At 61.9% G+C, this 16,166-nt stretch carries 18 protein-coding genes; 5 read left to right on the top strand and 13 right to left on the bottom strand.

The features are described from left to right. Nucleotides 1–89: 89 nt before the first annotated feature. The 4 genes from FJV77_RS09715 to FJV77_RS09705 all read right to left on the bottom strand — a co-directional run bounded on the left by FJV77_RS09715 (nt 90) and on the right by FJV77_RS09705 (nt 2,810). Nucleotides 90–1,550 carry an AMP nucleosidase gene (locus FJV77_RS09715; protein WP_246691215.1) on the bottom strand — a complete coding sequence of 487 codons (1,461 nt, stop codon included), beginning with the start codon at nt 1,548–1,550 and terminating at the stop codon, nt 90–92. A 302-nt stretch (nt 1,551–1,852) separates the two neighbouring features. Further along, complete coding sequence (locus tag FJV77_RS09710) at nt 1,853–2,047, bottom strand: hypothetical protein (protein ID WP_142866595.1); 195 nt, start codon at nt 2,045–2,047, stop codon at nt 1,853–1,855. 39 nt (nt 2,048–2,086) lie between these two features. After that, on the bottom strand, nt 2,087–2,245 hold the full coding sequence (locus FJV77_RS32315; protein ID WP_185970258.1) for a hypothetical protein: 159 nt from the start codon (nt 2,243–2,245) through the stop codon (nt 2,087–2,089). 223 nt (nt 2,246–2,468) lie between these two features. Then, nucleotides 2,469–2,810: a DUF2147 domain-containing protein gene (locus tag FJV77_RS09705; RefSeq protein WP_142866594.1), complete on the bottom strand. Its 342-nt coding sequence runs from the start codon at nt 2,808–2,810 to the stop codon at nt 2,469–2,471. 442 nt (nt 2,811–3,252) lie between these two features. Here FJV77_RS09705 and FJV77_RS09700 point away from each other — a divergent pair, with 442 nt between their 5' ends. Together FJV77_RS09700 and FJV77_RS09695 are read left to right on the top strand one after the other, a co-directional pair. After that, complete coding sequence (locus tag FJV77_RS09700) at nt 3,253–3,519, top strand: sel1 repeat family protein (RefSeq protein ID WP_006331108.1); 267 nt, start codon at nt 3,253–3,255, stop codon at nt 3,517–3,519. Between the two features lie 375 nt (nt 3,520–3,894). After that, nucleotides 3,895–5,016, top strand: coding sequence for a branched-chain amino acid ABC transporter substrate-binding protein (locus tag FJV77_RS09695; protein WP_142866593.1), 1,122 nt, complete (start codon nt 3,895–3,897; stop codon nt 5,014–5,016). Between the two features lie 63 nt (nt 5,017–5,079). On the opposite strand, the gene FJV77_RS09690 is transcribed toward FJV77_RS09695, so the two are convergent. The 4 genes from FJV77_RS09690 to FJV77_RS09675 all read right to left on the bottom strand — a co-directional run bounded on the left by FJV77_RS09690 (nt 5,080) and on the right by FJV77_RS09675 (nt 9,794). Further along, entirely contained in the window at nt 5,080–7,041 is a 1,962-nt protein-coding gene (locus tag FJV77_RS09690; RefSeq protein ID WP_142866592.1) for an acetyl/propionyl/methylcrotonyl-CoA carboxylase subunit alpha, read from the bottom strand. A gap of 118 nt (nt 7,042–7,159) precedes the next feature. Next, nucleotides 7,160–7,534, bottom strand: a complete 375-nt coding sequence (locus FJV77_RS09685) for a hypothetical protein (protein WP_142866591.1) — start codon at nt 7,532–7,534, stop codon at nt 7,160–7,162. Between the two features lie 120 nt (nt 7,535–7,654). Beyond that, nucleotides 7,655–8,185 carry an O-acetyl-ADP-ribose deacetylase gene (locus FJV77_RS09680; protein ID WP_142866590.1) on the bottom strand — a complete coding sequence of 177 codons (531 nt, stop codon included), beginning with the start codon at nt 8,183–8,185 and terminating at the stop codon, nt 7,655–7,657. Between the two features lies 1 nt (nt 8,186). Continuing rightward, nucleotides 8,187–9,794, bottom strand: coding sequence for a carboxyl transferase domain-containing protein (locus FJV77_RS09675; RefSeq protein ID WP_142866589.1), 1,608 nt, complete (start codon nt 9,792–9,794; stop codon nt 8,187–8,189). Nucleotides 9,795–9,896: 102 nt separating this feature from the next. Between FJV77_RS09675 and FJV77_RS09670 the strand changes: the two genes are divergently transcribed. Both FJV77_RS09670 and FJV77_RS09665 read left to right on the top strand, forming a co-directional pair. Next, complete coding sequence (locus FJV77_RS09670) at nt 9,897–10,151, top strand: type II toxin-antitoxin system HicA family toxin (protein WP_142866588.1); 255 nt, start codon at nt 9,897–9,899, stop codon at nt 10,149–10,151. Then, nucleotides 10,148–10,516 (top strand): type II toxin-antitoxin system HicB family antitoxin, encoded by a 369-nt coding sequence (locus FJV77_RS09665; RefSeq protein WP_142866587.1) that lies wholly within the window; start codon nt 10,148–10,150, stop codon nt 10,514–10,516. Before FJV77_RS09670 ends, FJV77_RS09665 begins: the two co-directional genes overlap by 4 nt. Here the strand turns inward: FJV77_RS09665 and FJV77_RS09660 are convergent. The 3 genes from FJV77_RS09660 to FJV77_RS09650 all read right to left on the bottom strand — a co-directional run bounded on the left by FJV77_RS09660 (nt 10,513) and on the right by FJV77_RS09650 (nt 12,753). After that, entirely contained in the window at nt 10,513–11,676 is a 1,164-nt protein-coding gene (locus tag FJV77_RS09660; RefSeq protein WP_142866586.1) for an isovaleryl-CoA dehydrogenase, read from the bottom strand. The two genes, FJV77_RS09665 and FJV77_RS09660, sit on opposite strands and share 4 nt — an antisense overlap. Before the next feature lie 66 nt (nt 11,677–11,742). Next, on the bottom strand, nt 11,743–12,393 hold the full coding sequence (locus tag FJV77_RS09655) for a TetR/AcrR family transcriptional regulator (RefSeq protein ID WP_142866585.1): 651 nt from the start codon (nt 12,391–12,393) through the stop codon (nt 11,743–11,745). A 75-nt stretch (nt 12,394–12,468) separates the two neighbouring features. Then, nucleotides 12,469–12,753 (bottom strand): acylphosphatase, encoded by a 285-nt coding sequence (locus FJV77_RS09650; protein ID WP_142866584.1) that lies wholly within the window; start codon nt 12,751–12,753, stop codon nt 12,469–12,471. Between the two features lie 196 nt (nt 12,754–12,949). Between FJV77_RS09650 and FJV77_RS09645 the strand changes: the two genes are divergently transcribed. After that, on the top strand, nt 12,950–13,486 hold the full coding sequence (locus tag FJV77_RS09645) for a MarR family winged helix-turn-helix transcriptional regulator (protein ID WP_142866583.1): 537 nt from the start codon (nt 12,950–12,952) through the stop codon (nt 13,484–13,486). A gap of 68 nt (nt 13,487–13,554) precedes the next feature. On the opposite strand, the gene FJV77_RS09640 is transcribed toward FJV77_RS09645, so the two are convergent. Continuing rightward, a complete protein-coding gene (locus tag FJV77_RS09640) occupies nt 13,555–14,667 on the bottom strand; it encodes a pyridoxal phosphate-dependent aminotransferase (protein ID WP_142866775.1) in 1,113 nt (370 codons plus the stop codon). A gap of 266 nt (nt 14,668–14,933) precedes the next feature. Beyond that, a complete protein-coding gene (locus FJV77_RS09635) occupies nt 14,934–16,109 on the bottom strand; it encodes a porin (protein ID WP_142866582.1) in 1,176 nt (391 codons plus the stop codon). Nucleotides 16,110–16,166: the final 57 nt, after the last annotated feature.

Genomic DNA, 16,166 nt, shown 5'->3' with positions numbered 1-16,166 from the left:
TTGCCGAGATGTCAGGCCTGTTATCGGCGCAAATGCGGCCCAATCAAGATCACGAAACGCCTCGCGGCCAACATTTAGGGGAAGCCGGTCTACTGGAAGGCCGTCTCCGAAAAACTTCTAAGCTTGCGCGAATGCAGCCGTTCCATCGGCATTTCCGCCAGCTTCTCCATCGCCTTGATGCCGATGGTCAGATGCTGCGCCACTTGCCGCTTGTAGAATTCAGTCGCCATACCGGGCAGCTTCAACTCGCCGTGCAGCGGCTTGTCCGAGACACACAGCAGCGTGCCGTAGGGCACACGGAAGCGGAAACCGTTGGCGGCGATGGTGGCCGATTCCATGTCGAGCGCGATGGCGCGTGACTGCGACAGCCGTTGCACCGGTCCGCGCTGGTCGCGCAGCTCCCAGTTGCGGTTGTCGATAGTGGCGACGGTGCCGGTGCGCATGATGCGCTTGAGATCGTAGCCGGAAAGCCCGGTGACTTCGGCGACCGCCTCCTGCAGCGCCACCTGGATCTCGGCCAGCGGCGGGATCGGCACCCAGACCGGCAGGTCGTCGTCCAGCACATGGTCCTCCCTGACATAGGCATGCGCCAGCACATAGTCGCCCAGCGCCTGCGTGTTGCGCAGGCCGGCGCAATGGCCGAGCATCAGCCAGGCATGTGGCCTGAGCACCGCGATATGGTCGGTGATCGTCTTGGCGTTGGACGGGCCGACGCCGATGTTGACCATGGTGATGCCGCCATGGTTCGGCTTCTTCAAATGATAGGCCGGCATCTGCGGCAGGCGCGGCGCCGCCACGCCTTCGCTGGGCGCACTCTGCCCGGCCTTGGTGACGACATTGCCTGGCTCGACGAATTCGGTATAGCCGTGGCCACCTTCCGCCATCTGGGTCCGGGCGCGGGCGACGAATTCATCGATGTAGAACTGGTAGTTGGTGAACAGCACGAAGTTCTGAAAATGCTGCGGGCTGGTCGCCGTGTAGTGCGTCATGCGGTGCAGCGAATAGTCGATGCGCTGCGCGGTGAACGGCGCCAGTGGCCTCGGTTCGCCGAACGCCACTTCGAATGTGCCATTGGCGATCTGATCGTCGGTGCCGTCGAGATCCGGAACGTCGAACAGGTCGCGGATCGGCCGCTTAATGCGCTCGGCGGCGGCGCCATCGACATGCGTGCCTTCCAGGAAGGCGAAATGCAGCGGAATCGGCGTGGTCGATTCCGAAACCGTCACCGGCACGCCATGATTGCGCATGATTAGCCGAAGCTGCTCGACGAGATAGGTTTCGAACAGCGCCGGCTGAGTGATGGTGGTCGAGAAATGCCCCGGCGTCGGCATGTGGCCATACGCCTGGCGCGAGTCGATCTGGGTGAATGAATTGGTGGTGACGCCGATCTCCGGGTAGAAGGCGCGGTAGCGCTTGCTCTCGTCGCCGCCGGCGGCAAGTGCCGCAAAGGAATCTCGCAGGAATTTGGTGTTGCGGTCGTAGAGCCCCTGCAACGCGGCCACGGCCTTTTTGGCGTCGTCGAAGCTCTTCTTGCCGAAAGGCTCCGGCATGACGACCGATTCGATAGCTTGTGGGTAGATTCGCTTTTCCATGTCTCAATATAGAGACTCAGAAGAGCACTTGGGAGGGGGAGGGTGGCCACCAAGACGGCCAAGGCGAAGATTTATTCCACCGCGTTTCAAGGTGTGTTGAGATTCAGGTCAGGCCGAGTCGAAAATGGGAGATTCCGAGCACCGGCCTACGCCGGCCGTAGCCTTAACTGCCAGCCACTCATGAGTGCTTCGGCCGGCGAAGGCCGGAAGCGCAGGAGGCCGCCTTCCGCAGGGCGGTCTCACCTGAATATCAGCGCACCTCACCCGCGCTGCAGGCTGACCAGCAGGACAAAACCAACGCCATGCTTCTTCGTCGCCGGCGCGTCGATCGTCGTGTCGGCGTCGGCCCGCATCATCGGCATGGCCAGGACCGGCGCCGACAACACGATTAGGACGAGCGCCGCCCGCGGCAGAAGCCGGAGGGTTTTCAGGGCGTTGATGGCTGTGCGGTTCATGGCTTTGGCTTTTCTGTTTGGATCTACGTCTTTGTCGTCTCAGGGGCGAAAATGGTTCATGCAATCGAACTGGCAGCTGCTGGAACTGGCTGCATCCCAGGAACGGGCCGGACGGCCGGCTTCGGCCACGAGAATGGCGAAGAACATGCCGAACAGGCTCATCAACAGGCAGACGATGGTGAAGCGGCGAGCGAGCATTTGCGTGGTGTCTCCTTGAACACGCCTTCAAAATGCCCTGATGCGACTGAACCGGCTCTGATGCCGGCGTTCATCTGCGGTTCAAAGTGATTGACGATGTTTTAGGGAGAGCATCGGCCCGGTTACGAGACCGCGAGGTGCCGATGCGGGTACGTCGTGGACCGTCCTGGAAAAGAAAACGGGGCCTGCGGGGCCCCGTTGTCGTCACGTCAAAACAGCAAGCTCAGAGCTTGTGCCAGGTCTGGCTCTTGCAAATCAGCCCGCCGAGCACGCAGCCGCTCATCTTCAGCGAGGTACCCGACAGCGTGGCCTTGCCGGAATAGGTCTTGTCGTTTGCCGGATCTGTGATGTTGCCGGCATATTTGTTGTTCCCGGACGCCTTGAGTGAACCAATGGTCTTGCCGGCATATTTGCCGGTCTTCAGCGTGATGGAGAATGAATCGCTGCCGCCGATGAGTGCGGTGTCGCCGGCTTGCGTCTTCCAATTGCCTTCGATCGGATCGGCCCAGGCCGCGCCCGCCATCATCACTGTAGCCGCCAGGGCCAAGCTCACTTTCCGAAACATATCTGTCCTCCCTGTGGTTTTAGGTGGGGCGCCCGCCTCTCTGCCCCTTACGCAAACGTAAGCTAATCCAGCTCCCGGCAAAACAAAAGCGGGTGCCGTGAGGGAAGGGTTTGCAATTTCATGAGGTCGAGAAAGCGCTCAGCGACCAGGAAATGAAACGATCGAGGCGTTGGCTTTGGTTTCCGTGGTTAGCAGAGTGTTGATCGGTGCCCCACAAATTTTCGTCAAATCCGGCGCGAAACGGCGCGGTTGCTGACTTTGTATCCTTAACGAATTTCCGCGTTTACCTCTTGTTTTAGCTTTGTTTTCTCCAAATTAAGCACGCCATTTAACGACGGATTCAAGGCTCGGCTTCATTCTCGAAAGCATCGAAGGAGCGGCTCCCCAGGGGACACCGGGGGACAGAAAAGGCCCGCTCTCGGGAGCCAGACAGGGGACTAAAATGGCACGTTTTGAAATGCTTGAAGCCGGCTTCGGCGCCATGGGGGCAACTGCCCAGGCCGACATTCTTTTCGAACTGGGCATGATGTATGCGACCGGCCGCGATTGCGAGACCGATGTCGTTGCCGCCCACAAATGGTTCAACATCGCCGCCATCAAGGGCTCGGTCCGCGCCGCCGAACTGCGCTCGGAACTGTCGGCCGCAATGTCCAAGGTCGAGATCGCCAGGGCGCTGCGCGAAGCCCGCGAATGGATGACCATGCACTGAGATCGCAAGCAGACTATCGAAACAGGGAAGCCCCGGGATCAAGACCGCAAAAGACGGCCGGAACCGGTGAAATAACAAGGCCGCGACAAGACGGTCGACAATGAAGAACAAGAACGCGGCAGGCCGACACGGTCCAGCCATGCACAATGGGGACGGCGAGCAGGTTTTCGTGGCGCGGGGGCGCATGGGGACTGCTCTAAGAGCAAAAAAGCCACGACCGGCCGGAACAAGGCTGGCGTGGCTTTTTGCGTTGATGAGGCCCAATCGAGTGGCGCCGATGCGCCTAGACAGGCCCAGTGAAGGATGAAATTGTCCCGCCTTCTGAAAGAAGCGCGGCCAGAGCGGCTGCGCGAGTGTGGGAGGAGTTCTATCACCATGAAAAAAATGGGTATTTTGAGCGCGGCCGTATTCGGCTTGATGATGAGCGCCCCGGTTGCCTTTGCCGATGACATCACCATTTCGGTGGTCGGCCCGATGACCGGACAGCTCGCCACGATCGGCGATCAGTTCAAGCAGGGCGCAACGGCAGCCGCCGACGCGATCAACGCCGCCGGCGGTGTCAACGGCTCGATGATCAAGCTCGACATCGAGGACGACCAGTGCGATCCCAAGCAGGCGGTTTCGGTGGCCAACCGCATCGTTGCCAACAGCGTCAAGTTTATTGACGGCCATGCCTGTTCAGGTTCGAGCATCCCGGCCTCCGCCGTCTACGCCGAGGCCGGAGCGCTGATGATGAGCCCGGCCTCTTCAAATCCCGAACTGACCGACGCCGCCGCCAAGGCCGGCTGGCCGACGATCATGCGTCTCTACACGCGTGACGACGCGCAAGGCGCCTTCATCGGCCCGTGGATCGCCAAGAAATATGCCGGCAAGAATATCGTCATCCTGCATGACAAGAGCGCTTACGGTCAGGGCGTGGCCGATGTCGTGAAGGCGACGATGAATGCCGGCGGCCTCAAGGAAGTCGACTATGAAGGCATCAATGCCGGCGAGAAGGACTATTCGGCTCTCGTCACCAAGCTGAAGGACCTCAAGGCCGATGTCGTCTATTTCGGCGGCTATCACCCCGAAGCCGGGCTGATCCTGCGCCAGTCTGCCGAGCAGAGCGTCAAGTTCCAGCTCATCATGCCGGACTCGATTGCCTCGCCGGAATTCTGGCAGGTCGCTGGCCCCGCCGGCGAAGGCACCATGTTCGTCTTCCCATCCGACCCGCAGGCTAAGCCGGAAGCCAAGGACGCCATCGCCAAGATCAAGGCCGGTGGCTTCGTGCCGGAAGGCTTCACGCTGTTCTCCTACGCCGTCGTTCAGGCGTTTGCAGAGGGCATCAAGCGGGCCGGAACCGACGATCCGGTCAAGGTCGCCGAAGCACTGAAGAACGGTACGCCGTTCAGCACCGTGGTCGGCGAGGTCACCTTCGACGAGAAGGGCGATCTGAAGAACGCCAGCTACGACATCAACCAGTGGCATGACGGCAAATACGCGCCTATCGCGCAGTAATCGTCCACATACTCGTGAAATGGCCGGGCTTGCCCGGCCATTTTTGTTCGAGCCTCCAGCCGGCTATGCAGCCTCTTCAACGAAGCGCACCAGCACGGTTCCGTCGGTGACCTGCGCGCCTTCCGATGCAATCTCGGCGATGACGCCGTCATGGCTGGCCGCGATCGTGTGCTCCATCTTCATCGCTTCCAGGATGAGCAGCGGCTGGCCCTTGGTCACGGTCTCGCCCTTTGCCGCGCGCACCAGTTTGACCAGACCCGGCATTGGCGCGCGCAGACTGCCGGACGCAGCGGCGGCTTCGTCGATTCGCGCCAGCGGATCCGGAACGAGGAAACTGTAGCCGACCGCGCCTTCGAACACGGTCACGTGGCCTGGCCAGCGCGCAACACGAGGGGCGGCGCGAAGATCGTGCGAATTGACGCTGTCATAGGGCGCTTCCAGCGCCACCTCGAAGCGCCCGTCCGGCCGCACTGAAACGCGCGCCAGTATATCGTCCTCGCTATGACGCAGGCGTGTGCGCCGCGCAACAGTGTGGAAATGCGCATAGCCGGCAAGCGACGACCACGGATCGTCCGATGGCGGCAACGCACCGGCGCCGGCCGCGGCAAGGGCTGCCGCGGCAACGATCTCGCCGCTCGGTGGGGCGACCGTGGTCAGCGCTTCCTGATGCCTTCCGATCAAGCCGGTATCGACGTCGCCGGCGGAAAAGTCGGTGTCGGCGGCAAGTGCTGCGAGAAAGGCGGTGTTGACGGTCGAGCCGGCGATCTCGGTCCGCGACAACGCTGTGCCGAGCGCGTCGAGCGCCGCTTGCCTGTCCTTGGCGTGGACGACCAGCTTGGCGATCATCGGATCGTAGAAGGGCGAGATCGCATCGCCGGCCCGCACGCCGGTCTCGATGCGCATCGTGGCGCCTTCGGGAGCGCTGTCGGGAAACGCCAGATGATGCAGCGTGCCGGTCGCCGGCAGAAACCCTTTCATCGCGTCCTCGGCATAGATGCGCGCCTCGAAGGCGTGGCCGGACAGCGTTATCTCGCTCTGCGTCTTCGGCAGCTTTTCGCCGCTGGCCACCCGCAACTGCCACTCGACCAGGTCGGTGCCTGTGACCATTTCAGTGACGGGATGCTCGACCTGCAGGCGGGTGTTCATTTCCATGAACCAGAACCGGTCGGCCTTCAGCCCTTGCGAGGCGTCGACGATAAATTCGATCGTGCCGGCGCCCGAATAGCTGATCGCCTTGGCAGCCTTCACCGCCGCTTCCGTCATCGCCTTGCGCAACGCCGGTGTCATGCCGGGCGCTGGCGCTTCCTCGATCACCTTCTGGTGGCGGCGCTGTGCTGAGCAGTCGCGCTCAAACAGATGCACGGCGTTGCCAAAATTGTCGCCAAACACCTGGACTTCGATGTGGCGCGGCTTGTCGACATATTTTTCGACCAGCACGCGGTCATCGCCAAACGCGGCCTTGGCCTCGCGCCGTGCACCCGACAGCGCCTCGGAGAAATCGTCGGGGTGCTCGACGCGGCGCATGCCCTTGCCACCGCCGCCGGCGCGCGCCTTGATCAGCACGGGATAGCCGATCTCGCGCGCCTTGGACGCGAGCAGCACAATCTCCTGCGCCTCGCCATGATAGCCCGGCACCACCGGCACGCCGGCTTTCTCCATCAGCCGCTTGGCCGCGTCCTTCAGACCCATGGCGCGGATCGAAGTGGCCGACGGGCCGATGAAGGTAAGCCCTGCCGCCACCACCTGGTCGACGAAGTCGGGGTTTTCCGAGAGAAAGCCGTAGCCGGGGTGGATTGCTTCAGCGCCTGTCGCCAGCGCGGCCGCGACAATCTTGTCGCCGCGCAGATAGCTTTCGCCGACGGGCGAAGCGCCGATATGCACCGCCTCGTCGGCCATTTCGACATGCAGGGCCTTGGCATCGGCGTCGGAGTAGACGGCGACGGTGCGCACACCGAGCCTGCGCGCGGTGCGGATCACCCGGCAGGCGATCTCGCCGCGATTGGCGATCAGGATCTTGGCGAACATGGAGCCTCCAGCGTTTGCCTTAGGCGCCGCCGCTTTGCGCCCCGTTTCCCGCAAGCCCTCACCACACCCTGCGATGGCATCAGGGTGTTGTCAAAAACCTGTGGTGAATAGCTTCCGCCTACTTGGACGCCGCGATTTCGCAAGCGCCTCCGGTAGTGACTTTCCATTTGCTGCGGCCTGCCTGGCAGGATTTCAAGGCCGCGTCTTCGGCAGCCTTTTGGGACGGCGCGTTCACGCGCGAGCCGCAGATCATGTATAACGACGTTACCCGCATATACGGTGTGGTCGCATAGGCCGAATGGCCGCCGGCCGCGACATAGGCATTGTAAGCCTTGGTGCAGGGGTCTTTTGGGTTTTTCGGCAAGTCCGGCCAGAAGCGAACCTCGCCCTTGCTTCCCGCCAGCGACGCTGCTGCGCTGGCGCCAGGCGCCACAAATATTAGAAGTCCTGCAAGTATCGAGATGATCGACTTGCGACAATATTTCAGATTCATGTTCACCCAACCCCAATTGCCCAATTCGAGACGAGCAGTAGCGAATATTTTGCACGCCCGCCAGTTCGCTGGTGGAAATTCGCATTTGCAGGTGGGAAGAAATCTGTTGGGTCATCAAGTTCAGCGCTTATCAAGGCCAGCAACGGCGCATCGGTATAGTTCAGCGGTTTCGTCATCGAAGCAGCAGAAAACAACGGTCTCGGGCAGGGCATTCTGTCGTAGGAAGTCATTTGTCGTGCCGACGGCAATGCCTGCCGCCTCATTCTTCGGATAACGGTAGATGCCGGTCGAGATCGCCGGAAACGCCACCGTCCGGCAATCATGAGTATGCGCAATTTCAAGCGACCGGCGGTAGCAGGAAGCGAGCAGTCCGGCTTCGCCTTTGCCGCCGCCTTGCCAGACTGGCCCGACCGTGTGGATGATGTAGCGCGCCGGCAACTTGTAGCCCTTGGTGATCTTGGCGTCGCCGACCTTGCAGCCATTCAGCATCCGGCATTCGAATTCGAGCTCACGACCGGCCGCACGGTGAATGGCGCCGTCGACACCGCCGCCGCCAAGCAGCGAGGAATTGGCGGCATTGACGATGGCATCGACCGCAAGCCTGGTGATGTCGCCTGTGTGGATGCTGATGCGTTGGCCGAGTGTGCTCATCTCACATCCTGAATACGCCGAACTTCGTTTCTTCGATGTCGGCGTTGAGCGCGGCCGACAGGCTGAGCGCCAGCACCTCGCGGGTTTTCGCCGGATCGATGATGCCGTCGTCCCACAGCCGTGCCGAGGAATAGAGCGGATGGCCCTCATGCTCGTATTTCATCAGGATCGGCTTCTTGAATTTTGCTTCCTCGTCCGCGCTCCACTCGCCGCCCTTGCGCTCGATGCCCTCGCGCTTGACCACCGCCAGCACGGTTGCTGCCTGTTCGCCGCCCATCACCGAAATGCGGGCGTTTGGCCACATCCACAGGAAGCGTGGCGAATAGGCGCGCCCGCACATGCCGTAATTGCCGGCGCCGAACGAACCGCCGATGATCATCGTCACCTTCGGCACGCGCGCGGTAGCGACCGCCATCACCAGCTTGGCGCCGTCCTTGGCGATGCCGCCGGCCTCGTACTTTCGCCCGACCATGAAGCCGGTGATGTTTTGCAGGAAGATCAGCGGAATCTTGCGCTGGCAGCACAGCTCGATGAAATGCGCGCCCTTCAGCGCGCTTTCCGAAAACAGCACGCCATTGTTGGCGACGATGCCGACGGGCATGCCCTGGAGATGGGCAAAGCCGGTGACCAGCGTGGTGCCGTAATTCTGTTTGAACTCGTCGAAATCGGAGCTGTCGACAACGCGCGCAATCACCTCGCGCACATCATAGGGCTGGCGCAGATCGGTCGGCACGATGCCGTAGAGTTCCCGCGCGTCGTGAAGTGGCGGCGTGGGCTTCTGTAAGGTCAGGCTTACACTCTTGCGCCGGTTGAGGTTTTTCACAATGCACCGGCAGATGGCCAGCGCATGTTCGTCGTCCAGCGCGTAGTGGTCGGCGACACCGGACAACCTGGTGTGCACATCGGCGCCGCCAAGATCCTCGGCGCTGACGTCTTCGCCGGTGGCAGCTTTCACCAGCGGCGGGCCGCCAAGAAAAATGGTCGCCTGGTTGCGCACCATGATCGTCTCGTCCGACATCGCCGGCACATAGGCACCGCCTGCCGTGCACGAGCCCATGACGCAGGCGATCTGCGGGATGCCGGCCGCCGACATATTGGCCTGGTTGTAGAAGATGCGGCCGAAATGCTCGCGGTCGGGGAACACCTCGTCCTGATTGGGCAGATTGGCGCCGCCGCTGTCGACCAGATAGATGCAAGGCAGATTGTTCTGCAGCGCGATCTCCTGCGCCCGCAAATGCTTCTTCACCGTCAGCGGGTAATAGGTGCCGCCCTTCACCGTGGCGTCGTTGACGACGACCATCACTTCGGTTCCTTCAACACGGCCGACGCCGGCGATCATGCCGGCCGAGGAAATCTCCTCGCCATACATCGACCATGCCGCGAACTGGCCGATCTCGAGGAAGGGCGAGCCGGTGTCGAGCAATTGCGCCAGCCGCTCGCGTGGCAACAGTTTCCCGCGCGAAACATGGCGCTCGCGCGCCTCGTCCGAGCCGCCGCGCTCGACGCTGGCTGACTTGTCCGCGATGTCGGCAACCAGCGCCCGCATGCGCTCGGCATTAGCGCGGAAGGTTTCGGAGGAGGGCGAGATCTGAGAAGTGAGAGTGGGCATTGACGAGCCTCGTATGATATCATATTTTAGTATCACTTCGGGCTCTCGCCCTGACCCAACAGGAGCCACCGCTAAGGTATTCGAAGGGGAGGGCGAAAAACAATGAAAGCCGCGCACCGGCAGACGCCGGAAAGGATCTTCACCAATCCGGTCAGCGGCTCAATCAGATGGCGGGATGTCGAGGCCTTGCTGGTGGCGCTTGGCGCTGACGTTTCGGAGGGGAGTGGTTCGCGGGTTCGGTTTACCATATCGGGCCAGACGCTGTTCCTCCATCGGCCCCACCCATCGCCTGACACCAGGCGGTGGGCAATCAGGGACATCCGTGAGTTTCTGACAAACGTTGGATTGGCACCATGAAGCTTTACAAGGGTTATGCTGGATCGATCGAGTTCGATGACGAGGATATGGTCTTCCACGGTCGTGTTCTTGGCATCCGCGACATCGTCACTTTCGAAGCTGCAAACGCGGACGATCTGGTGAAGGCATTTCAAGAAAGCGTCGACGACTACCTTGCTTTCTGCAAGGAGCGCGGCACGGAGCCCCAGAAGCCCTATTCCGGCAAGCTCGCCTTGCGCACCACGCCGGAAATCCACGCCTTGCTGGGCAAGGCGGCCGCCAGCGATGGCAAGTCGATCAACCAGTGGATATCGGACACGCTTTCCGAGGTCGCCCGCAAGCGTGTCGACGAGGGCTCGACCAAGGTACGAACCCGCGCGCATTAAACCCCCTCCGCCATGATTTCGCGTCCGATCAGCCAGCGACGGATCTCGCTGGTGCCGGCGCCGATCTCGTAGAGCTTGGCGTCGCGTAACAGCCGGCCGGTCGGATACTCGTTGATGTAGCCGTTGCCGCCAAGCAGCTGGATGGCGTCGAGCGCCATCAGCGTCGCCTTCTCCGCCGCAAACAGCACGCAGCCGGCGGCGTCCTTGCGCGTCGTCTGACCGCGATCGCAGGCAGCCGCCACCGCATAGACATAGGCGCGCGCGGCGCTCATCGTCGAATACATGTCGGCCAGCTTGCCCTGCACCAACTGGAACTCGCCGATCGGCTGGCCGAACTGCTTGCGCTCATGCACATAGGGGATCGCGACATCCAGGCACGCCGCCATCAGCCCGATCGGCCCGCCGGCAAGCACGGTGCGCTCATAGTCGAGGCCGGACATCAGCACTTCGACGCCGCGACCTTCCTCATGCAGCAAATTTTCGTAGGGAACCTCGACATTGTCGAACACCAGTTCGCCGGTGTTGGAGCCGCGCATGCCGAGCTTGTCGAGTTTCTGGGCCACCGAAAACCCGGCCATCTGTTTCTCGACGATGAAGGCGGTGATGCCGCGCGATTTCCGTTCCGGATCGGTCTTGGCGTAGACCACCAGCGTTTCGGCGTCGGGGCCGTTGGTGATCCACATCTTCGAGCCGTTGAGGACGTAGCGGTCGTTGCGTTTTTCGGCGCGCAGCTTGAGCGAGACGACGTCGGAGCCGGCGCCGGATTCCGACATTGCCAGCGCGCCGACCTTTTCACCCGAGCACAGCGCTGGCAGATATTTCTCCTTCTGCGCCGGTGTCGCCCAACGGTTGATCTGGTTGACGCAGAGGTTCGAATGGGCGCCGTAGGAGAGGCCGACCGACGCCGAGGCGCGGGAAATCTCTTCCACCGCGATCACATGGGCGAGGTAGCCCATGCCGCTGCCGCCGAAATCGGGATCGGCGGTGATGCCGAGCAGGCCGAGCGCGCCGAGTTCTTTCCACAAATGCATGGGGAATTGATTGCTGCGGTCGATCTCGGCGGCGATCGGCGCTATTTTCTCCTGGGCAAAGCGGCGCACCAGATCGCGCAGCGCCTCGATGTCTTCGTCATGCCCGAAGCTGAGCGTGTTCGTGTACATGCCGTTCCTCCTGCCGCATGACCCCGAAAATCGACTTCGATTTTCGGAAAGGGATCATGCGCGAAATCAAAATGCTACAGCGTCCTTAGCACGTCCCAAAGGACGCGCGGCGCCGTAGGAAACGATCTTCGCGCCAACCAGGCGCATTGTCATTGAAAGATATGTCGCTGTGACTTCAGCCATCGACAGCCGCTCGCCCGGCCGGAACCAGACGATGACGCCGGTCATCATCTGGATCAGCGCCATGGCGGTGAGCCCGGTGTCGTCGATGCTGAAGGTGCCGGCCTCCGTGCCGTCGCGCAGGATGACGCGCAACTCCTTCTCATAGGCGGTGCGCATGCGCAGGATCTGCGTCAGCCGGTCATGCGACAGGCTGCGCAATTCCATGTTCGAGACATGGGTGGAATGGCGGCGCTCGATGTGGAAGGCGATGTGGTTTTCGACATAGGCGGCCAGCCGCGTCGTCGGATCGGCGGCATCGGGACGTGCGGCGTCCCAAGCTTTGATCAGCCCTTCCATATGCTCGCGCATCAGCGTGAACAGAAGGTCTTCCTTGGTAGGGAAATAGCGGTAGAGCGCGGCCGCCTGGACGCCGACTTCGGCGGCGAGCTGGCGCATCGACATCGCCTCGTAGCCGAAGCGTGCGATCAGGCTGACCGCCGCCTCGCGGACGGCGGCTTCCGTCTTTTCACCATCGGATCCGGTGGTGCGCGCCATGAATGCCTCCCAATGTCGCGCAAGAATAAAACGAACGTTCAATTAATTCAAGTGGGCAGCCGGGAATCGTATCGTCTATGCGATGATCCGAAAGTCGACGGGGGCGTCGCGGAGTTCGAATTCCTCGGTCTCGACCTTTGAAACCGAAGCTCCGCTTGGTCCTTGCCGTAGCCGTTCGATCATTGTCGAAATCGCGGCATCGCCACCGGCAATCCAGGCCGTCACGGTGCCGTCCCGTTCATTGCGAACCCAACCTACGAGGCCAAGCTCTATCGCTTCGCGTCGCGCCCACACCCGGTAGCCGACGCCTTGCACATTGCCGTGGACGCGCGCCTGTACCGCCTTTTGCTGGTCATCCATCGTTATCTCCTATGCACAGAGTCTGGCGCAGGATCGAACGAAAGCAACAGGCTTGAACGGCTGGATTGTTGCTGAATCGACGGGAACCAAGCTCACACCTTCGAGATGAATGGCATCGTCCAGCAAATAGTTGACGAAATCAACTAATTCGATGAAGATCGGGCACTGCGGAAATCTTCTGGGAAAGGTGCCCGACATGCCAGCCGATCGAGATGCGTTGATCGCCGAGATGCGCGGCTTCAACAGGTTCTACACGTGCCTGGTCGGGCTGCTCGATGAGACGCTGGCGCAGAGCGCTTACACTTTGGTCGAAGCCAGGGTGCTGTTCGAACTCGGCCACCGGCCAGCTGACGTTTTTGCTGGCCCCGGCGGCGAATCGGGATTTTTGGCAAGGGCGTTCCATCTCGGCCTTGCGCCGGTTGCATCGGTCCTTGCCGGCGAACTCCAGCTCCCGCCGGCCCATCTGATGCGGATCCTGAGGAAATTCATGGCCGCAGGCCTGATCGAACTGCGTGCCGACCCGGACGATCGGCGCCAGCGGATCCTGTCGCTGACGGCCCGGGGCAGTGCCACGCTGGCCACACTTCAGGCGGCGGCGGATCGTGATCTCGCCGGTCTGACAGCCGGCCTCGCCGATGATGAAGCCGCCGAGCTTTCAGATGCGCTGAAGCGGGTCACGCGGCTGCTCGGTGGTAGCGGCAAGGAATCGCGGGCTCTGCCGGCTGCAAGGTGATGCCGGTCTGCCGGCTGGTTCGCACGCAGCGTCGTGCCCGCCGCCACGTGGCGATGGCAGCGGCCGGTCTAGTTCCCGCGCGCTGCCGCCAGCGCGCCGGGCAGTTCCTCGGCAAAGATGTCGAGCTCATGATCGAGGCCGACGCTGACCCGGATGCACCGGTCGAGCCCTGGCGCCATAGGCTTGCGGATGAAGACGTCGCGCGACAACAGGTTTTGCAGCACCTTCAGCGCGAAGGCGCCGTCCTGGCCACAGTCTATGGTGACGAAATTGGTCGCTGACGGCAGCGGCTTCAGTCCATTTGTCTCGGCAATCCCGGCGATGCGTGTGCGCCCGGCAGCGACCCGTGCCACCACGCTGCGCAGCCAGTCCTGGTCGGCAAGCGCCTCGACGCCGGCGATCTGCGCCATGCGGCTGACGCCGTAATGGTTGCGGATCTTCTCGAAATCGCGGATCACCTCAGCCTCCGCCAACGCGTAGCCGCAGCGAATGCCGGCCAGCCCGTAGGCCTTGGAGAAGGTGCGCATGCGGATGACATTGGGTCGCGCGACATCGATCGGCGGCAGCGCCGAGGCCGGCCCCAACTCGCCATAGGCCTCGTCGAGAACCAGCATGGTGGTTTCCGGCAAAGCTTCGATGAAGCGGGTAATCTCGCTTGCGTCCCACCAGCTGCCCATCGGATTGTCGGGGTTGGAGAGATAGACCAGCGGCGCTTTTTCCCTGGCGACCGCAGCCAGCAGGCCATCCAGGCTTTCCCGATCGTTCTTGTAAGGCACCGTGACCAGCCGGCCGCCGACGCCGGCGATGTGGAAGTTGAAGGTCGGATAGGCGCCGAGCGAGGTGACCACCGCGTCGCCGGGCGCCGCATACATGCGCGCCACCAGGCTGAGCAGCCCGTCTATGCCTTCGCCCACCACCACGTTTTCGGCACTAACGCCGAGATGGTGAGCCGCGGCCTGCTTCAGATCGTAATTGTCGGGGTCGCAATACATCCACTGGTCACGCGCGACGCTCTCCATGCGCGCAATGACGCGCGGCGAAGGCCCGAAACTGCTCTCATTGGCACCGATGCGAGCACGAAACGGGCGGCCGCGCTCACGCTCCTGCGCCTCCGGACCGACAAACGGCACCGTCGAGGGAAGCGCGCCGACAAGCGGCGTGAGAGCAGGGCGCTGGCGCATCATAGGGCTCACGAGAAAATGGGCCTTCTTGCTAGCGTGCTGGGTCAGTTGGTGCAAGTTCTGACGCATCTGGAAATAGTGGCCAGGACACCTAAGACGAAATCGGCACAGGTGGTCACGGCTCTATGATCTAGCCGCCGGTTGAGCTTCCAACTTCTGAAGGTCCGCACCGCAGCCCAATCACCCAATCACTACGGCGAAGGATGCTTCAAAAGAAAAACCCGGCGGTTGCCCGCCGGGTTCGATTTTGAGTCAGGCTCTGCCTGTTAGAACGAGCGCTGGAAGCGGAGGAGACCGCCGACGCTGCTCTTCTTGTCGGCGTTGGTGAAGTTGGAGAAGTCGGCGTCGTCGAACTTGCCTGCATTGAGGTAGTCGACTTCGGCCGTGACCGTGAAGCCGGGAACCACATCGTAGGCGATGTTCGCGGCGACGCCGAGGTTCTTCCAGTCGTCATACGACACCTGGAGGTTGAACGAGGTCTTCTCGTTGATGGTGTAGGTGCCACCACCCCAGAATGCCCAGTTGCCGCCCCACTGCTTGTAGAAGCCGCGGCCACCGGCGTCGATCGCGTAGTTCGAATCCGTCAAATTGTCGTCGGTGCCGTAGCCGCCCATGATGAAGAGCGACAGGTTCTGCATCGGGGTGATGTCCAAACGAACCTTGCCGGCGACTTCCTCGTAGTTGCTGTCATAAGCGACGACGCCAGTGATGGCGCCCCAGCCCTGCGTGTACTTCACGCCGCCGACGACATGCGGAACGTAGCTGTCGATGGTGCCGACGGTGCCCGAGCCTTCTTCGAGAGAGACCACGGCCGAGAAACCGTTGCCCGCGTCGAAATAGTACTGGACGACGTTGGTGTCGAAATCGCCGTAAGGGACCAGCGTATCCTGGATGACGTTGCCGGCGTAGCCGATGAACGTATCGAAGGCCGATTCGTCCTTACCGACGCGCAGGCCACCGAGCTGGATCCAGGCGAAGTTCAGCGAAACGTTCTTGTTGCCGGCAGGGTTGGAGTTGAATTCATCTGCTTCCGTTGCCGGATCGTCTGCCGACGGGTAGCCGTTGCGGTTGCCGAAGTTGAAGCGGGTCTCGGTGTAGGTCTTCAAGGTGCCGAGCTCGGTTTCCTGGCCGGTCCAGGTCTTCAGCGTGAAACGGGCGTTCTTGTAGAAGGTATCCTGCTCGTCGCCGTCCTTATGGTCGAAGGACCTGGCACCATCGAACGAGCCGACGTCGCCGACGCCGATGTCGTAGCGGACATAGCCGCCGATGCGCAGGCAGGTTTCGGTGCCGGGGATGTAGAAGTAGCCCGAGCCGTAAACGTCGCAAATCTTGACGTATTCAGCCGGTTCCGGCTCGGCGACGACGACGGCGTCGGCGGCGCGCGCACCGGAAACTGCGATCAGGGCCGCAGCGGAGCCGAGAAGAAGGCTCTTGATGTTCATTTTCTGACCTCCAGTCAAAAGTTAAAAAACGGGTCTGGGTATTCTTTGCTGAAGGAC

It is taken from the genome of Mesorhizobium sp. WSM4306, assembly GCF_007003975.1.
Classification (GTDB): domain Bacteria; phylum Pseudomonadota; class Alphaproteobacteria; order Rhizobiales; family Rhizobiaceae; genus Mesorhizobium.
The sequence above is the reverse complement of the archived record's forward strand: the minus strand, read 5'-3'. Positions and strand labels throughout refer to the sequence as shown.

Excerpts from the sequence above, each read along its gene's own strand:
- FJV77_RS09695 (WP_142866593.1), top strand. The coding sequence starts at position 3,895 with ATGAAAAAAATGGGTATTTTGAGCGCGGCCGTATTCGGCTTGATGATG.
- FJV77_RS09700 (WP_006331108.1), top strand. The coding sequence starts at position 3,253 with ATGGCACGTTTTGAAATGCTTGAAGCCGGCTTCGGCGCCATGGGGGCA.
- FJV77_RS09660 (WP_142866586.1), bottom strand. The coding sequence starts at position 11,676 with ATGTACACGAACACGCTCAGCTTCGGGCATGACGAAGACATCGAGGCG.
- FJV77_RS09675 (WP_142866589.1), bottom strand. The coding sequence starts at position 9,794 with ATGCCCACTCTCACTTCTCAGATCTCGCCCTCCTCCGAAACCTTCCGC.
- FJV77_RS09650 (WP_142866584.1), bottom strand. The coding sequence starts at position 12,753 with ATGGATGACCAGCAAAAGGCGGTACAGGCGCGCGTCCACGGCAATGTG.
- FJV77_RS09670 (WP_142866588.1), top strand. The coding sequence starts at position 9,897 with ATGAAAGCCGCGCACCGGCAGACGCCGGAAAGGATCTTCACCAATCCG.
- FJV77_RS09705 (WP_142866594.1), bottom strand. The coding sequence starts at position 2,810 with ATGTTTCGGAAAGTGAGCTTGGCCCTGGCGGCTACAGTGATGATGGCG.
- FJV77_RS09655 (WP_142866585.1), bottom strand. The coding sequence starts at position 12,393 with ATGGCGCGCACCACCGGATCCGATGGTGAAAAGACGGAAGCCGCCGTC.
- FJV77_RS32315 (WP_185970258.1), bottom strand. The coding sequence starts at position 2,245 with ATGCTCGCTCGCCGCTTCACCATCGTCTGCCTGTTGATGAGCCTGTTC.
- FJV77_RS09635 (WP_142866582.1), bottom strand. The coding sequence starts at position 16,109 with ATGAACATCAAGAGCCTTCTTCTCGGCTCCGCTGCGGCCCTGATCGCA.
- FJV77_RS09680 (WP_142866590.1), bottom strand. The coding sequence starts at position 8,185 with ATGAGCACACTCGGCCAACGCATCAGCATCCACACAGGCGACATCACC.
- FJV77_RS09685 (WP_142866591.1), bottom strand. The coding sequence starts at position 7,534 with ATGAATCTGAAATATTGTCGCAAGTCGATCATCTCGATACTTGCAGGA.
- FJV77_RS09645 (WP_142866583.1), top strand. The coding sequence starts at position 12,950 with ATGCCAGCCGATCGAGATGCGTTGATCGCCGAGATGCGCGGCTTCAAC.
- FJV77_RS09710 (WP_142866595.1), bottom strand. The coding sequence starts at position 2,047 with ATGAACCGCACAGCCATCAACGCCCTGAAAACCCTCCGGCTTCTGCCG.
- FJV77_RS09715 (WP_246691215.1), bottom strand. The coding sequence starts at position 1,550 with ATGCCGGAGCCTTTCGGCAAGAAGAGCTTCGACGACGCCAAAAAGGCC.
- FJV77_RS09690 (WP_142866592.1), bottom strand. The coding sequence starts at position 7,041 with ATGTTCGCCAAGATCCTGATCGCCAATCGCGGCGAGATCGCCTGCCGG.
- FJV77_RS09665 (WP_142866587.1), top strand. The coding sequence starts at position 10,148 with ATGAAGCTTTACAAGGGTTATGCTGGATCGATCGAGTTCGATGACGAG.
- FJV77_RS09640 (WP_142866775.1), bottom strand. The coding sequence starts at position 14,667 with ATGCGCCAGCGCCCTGCTCTCACGCCGCTTGTCGGCGCGCTTCCCTCG.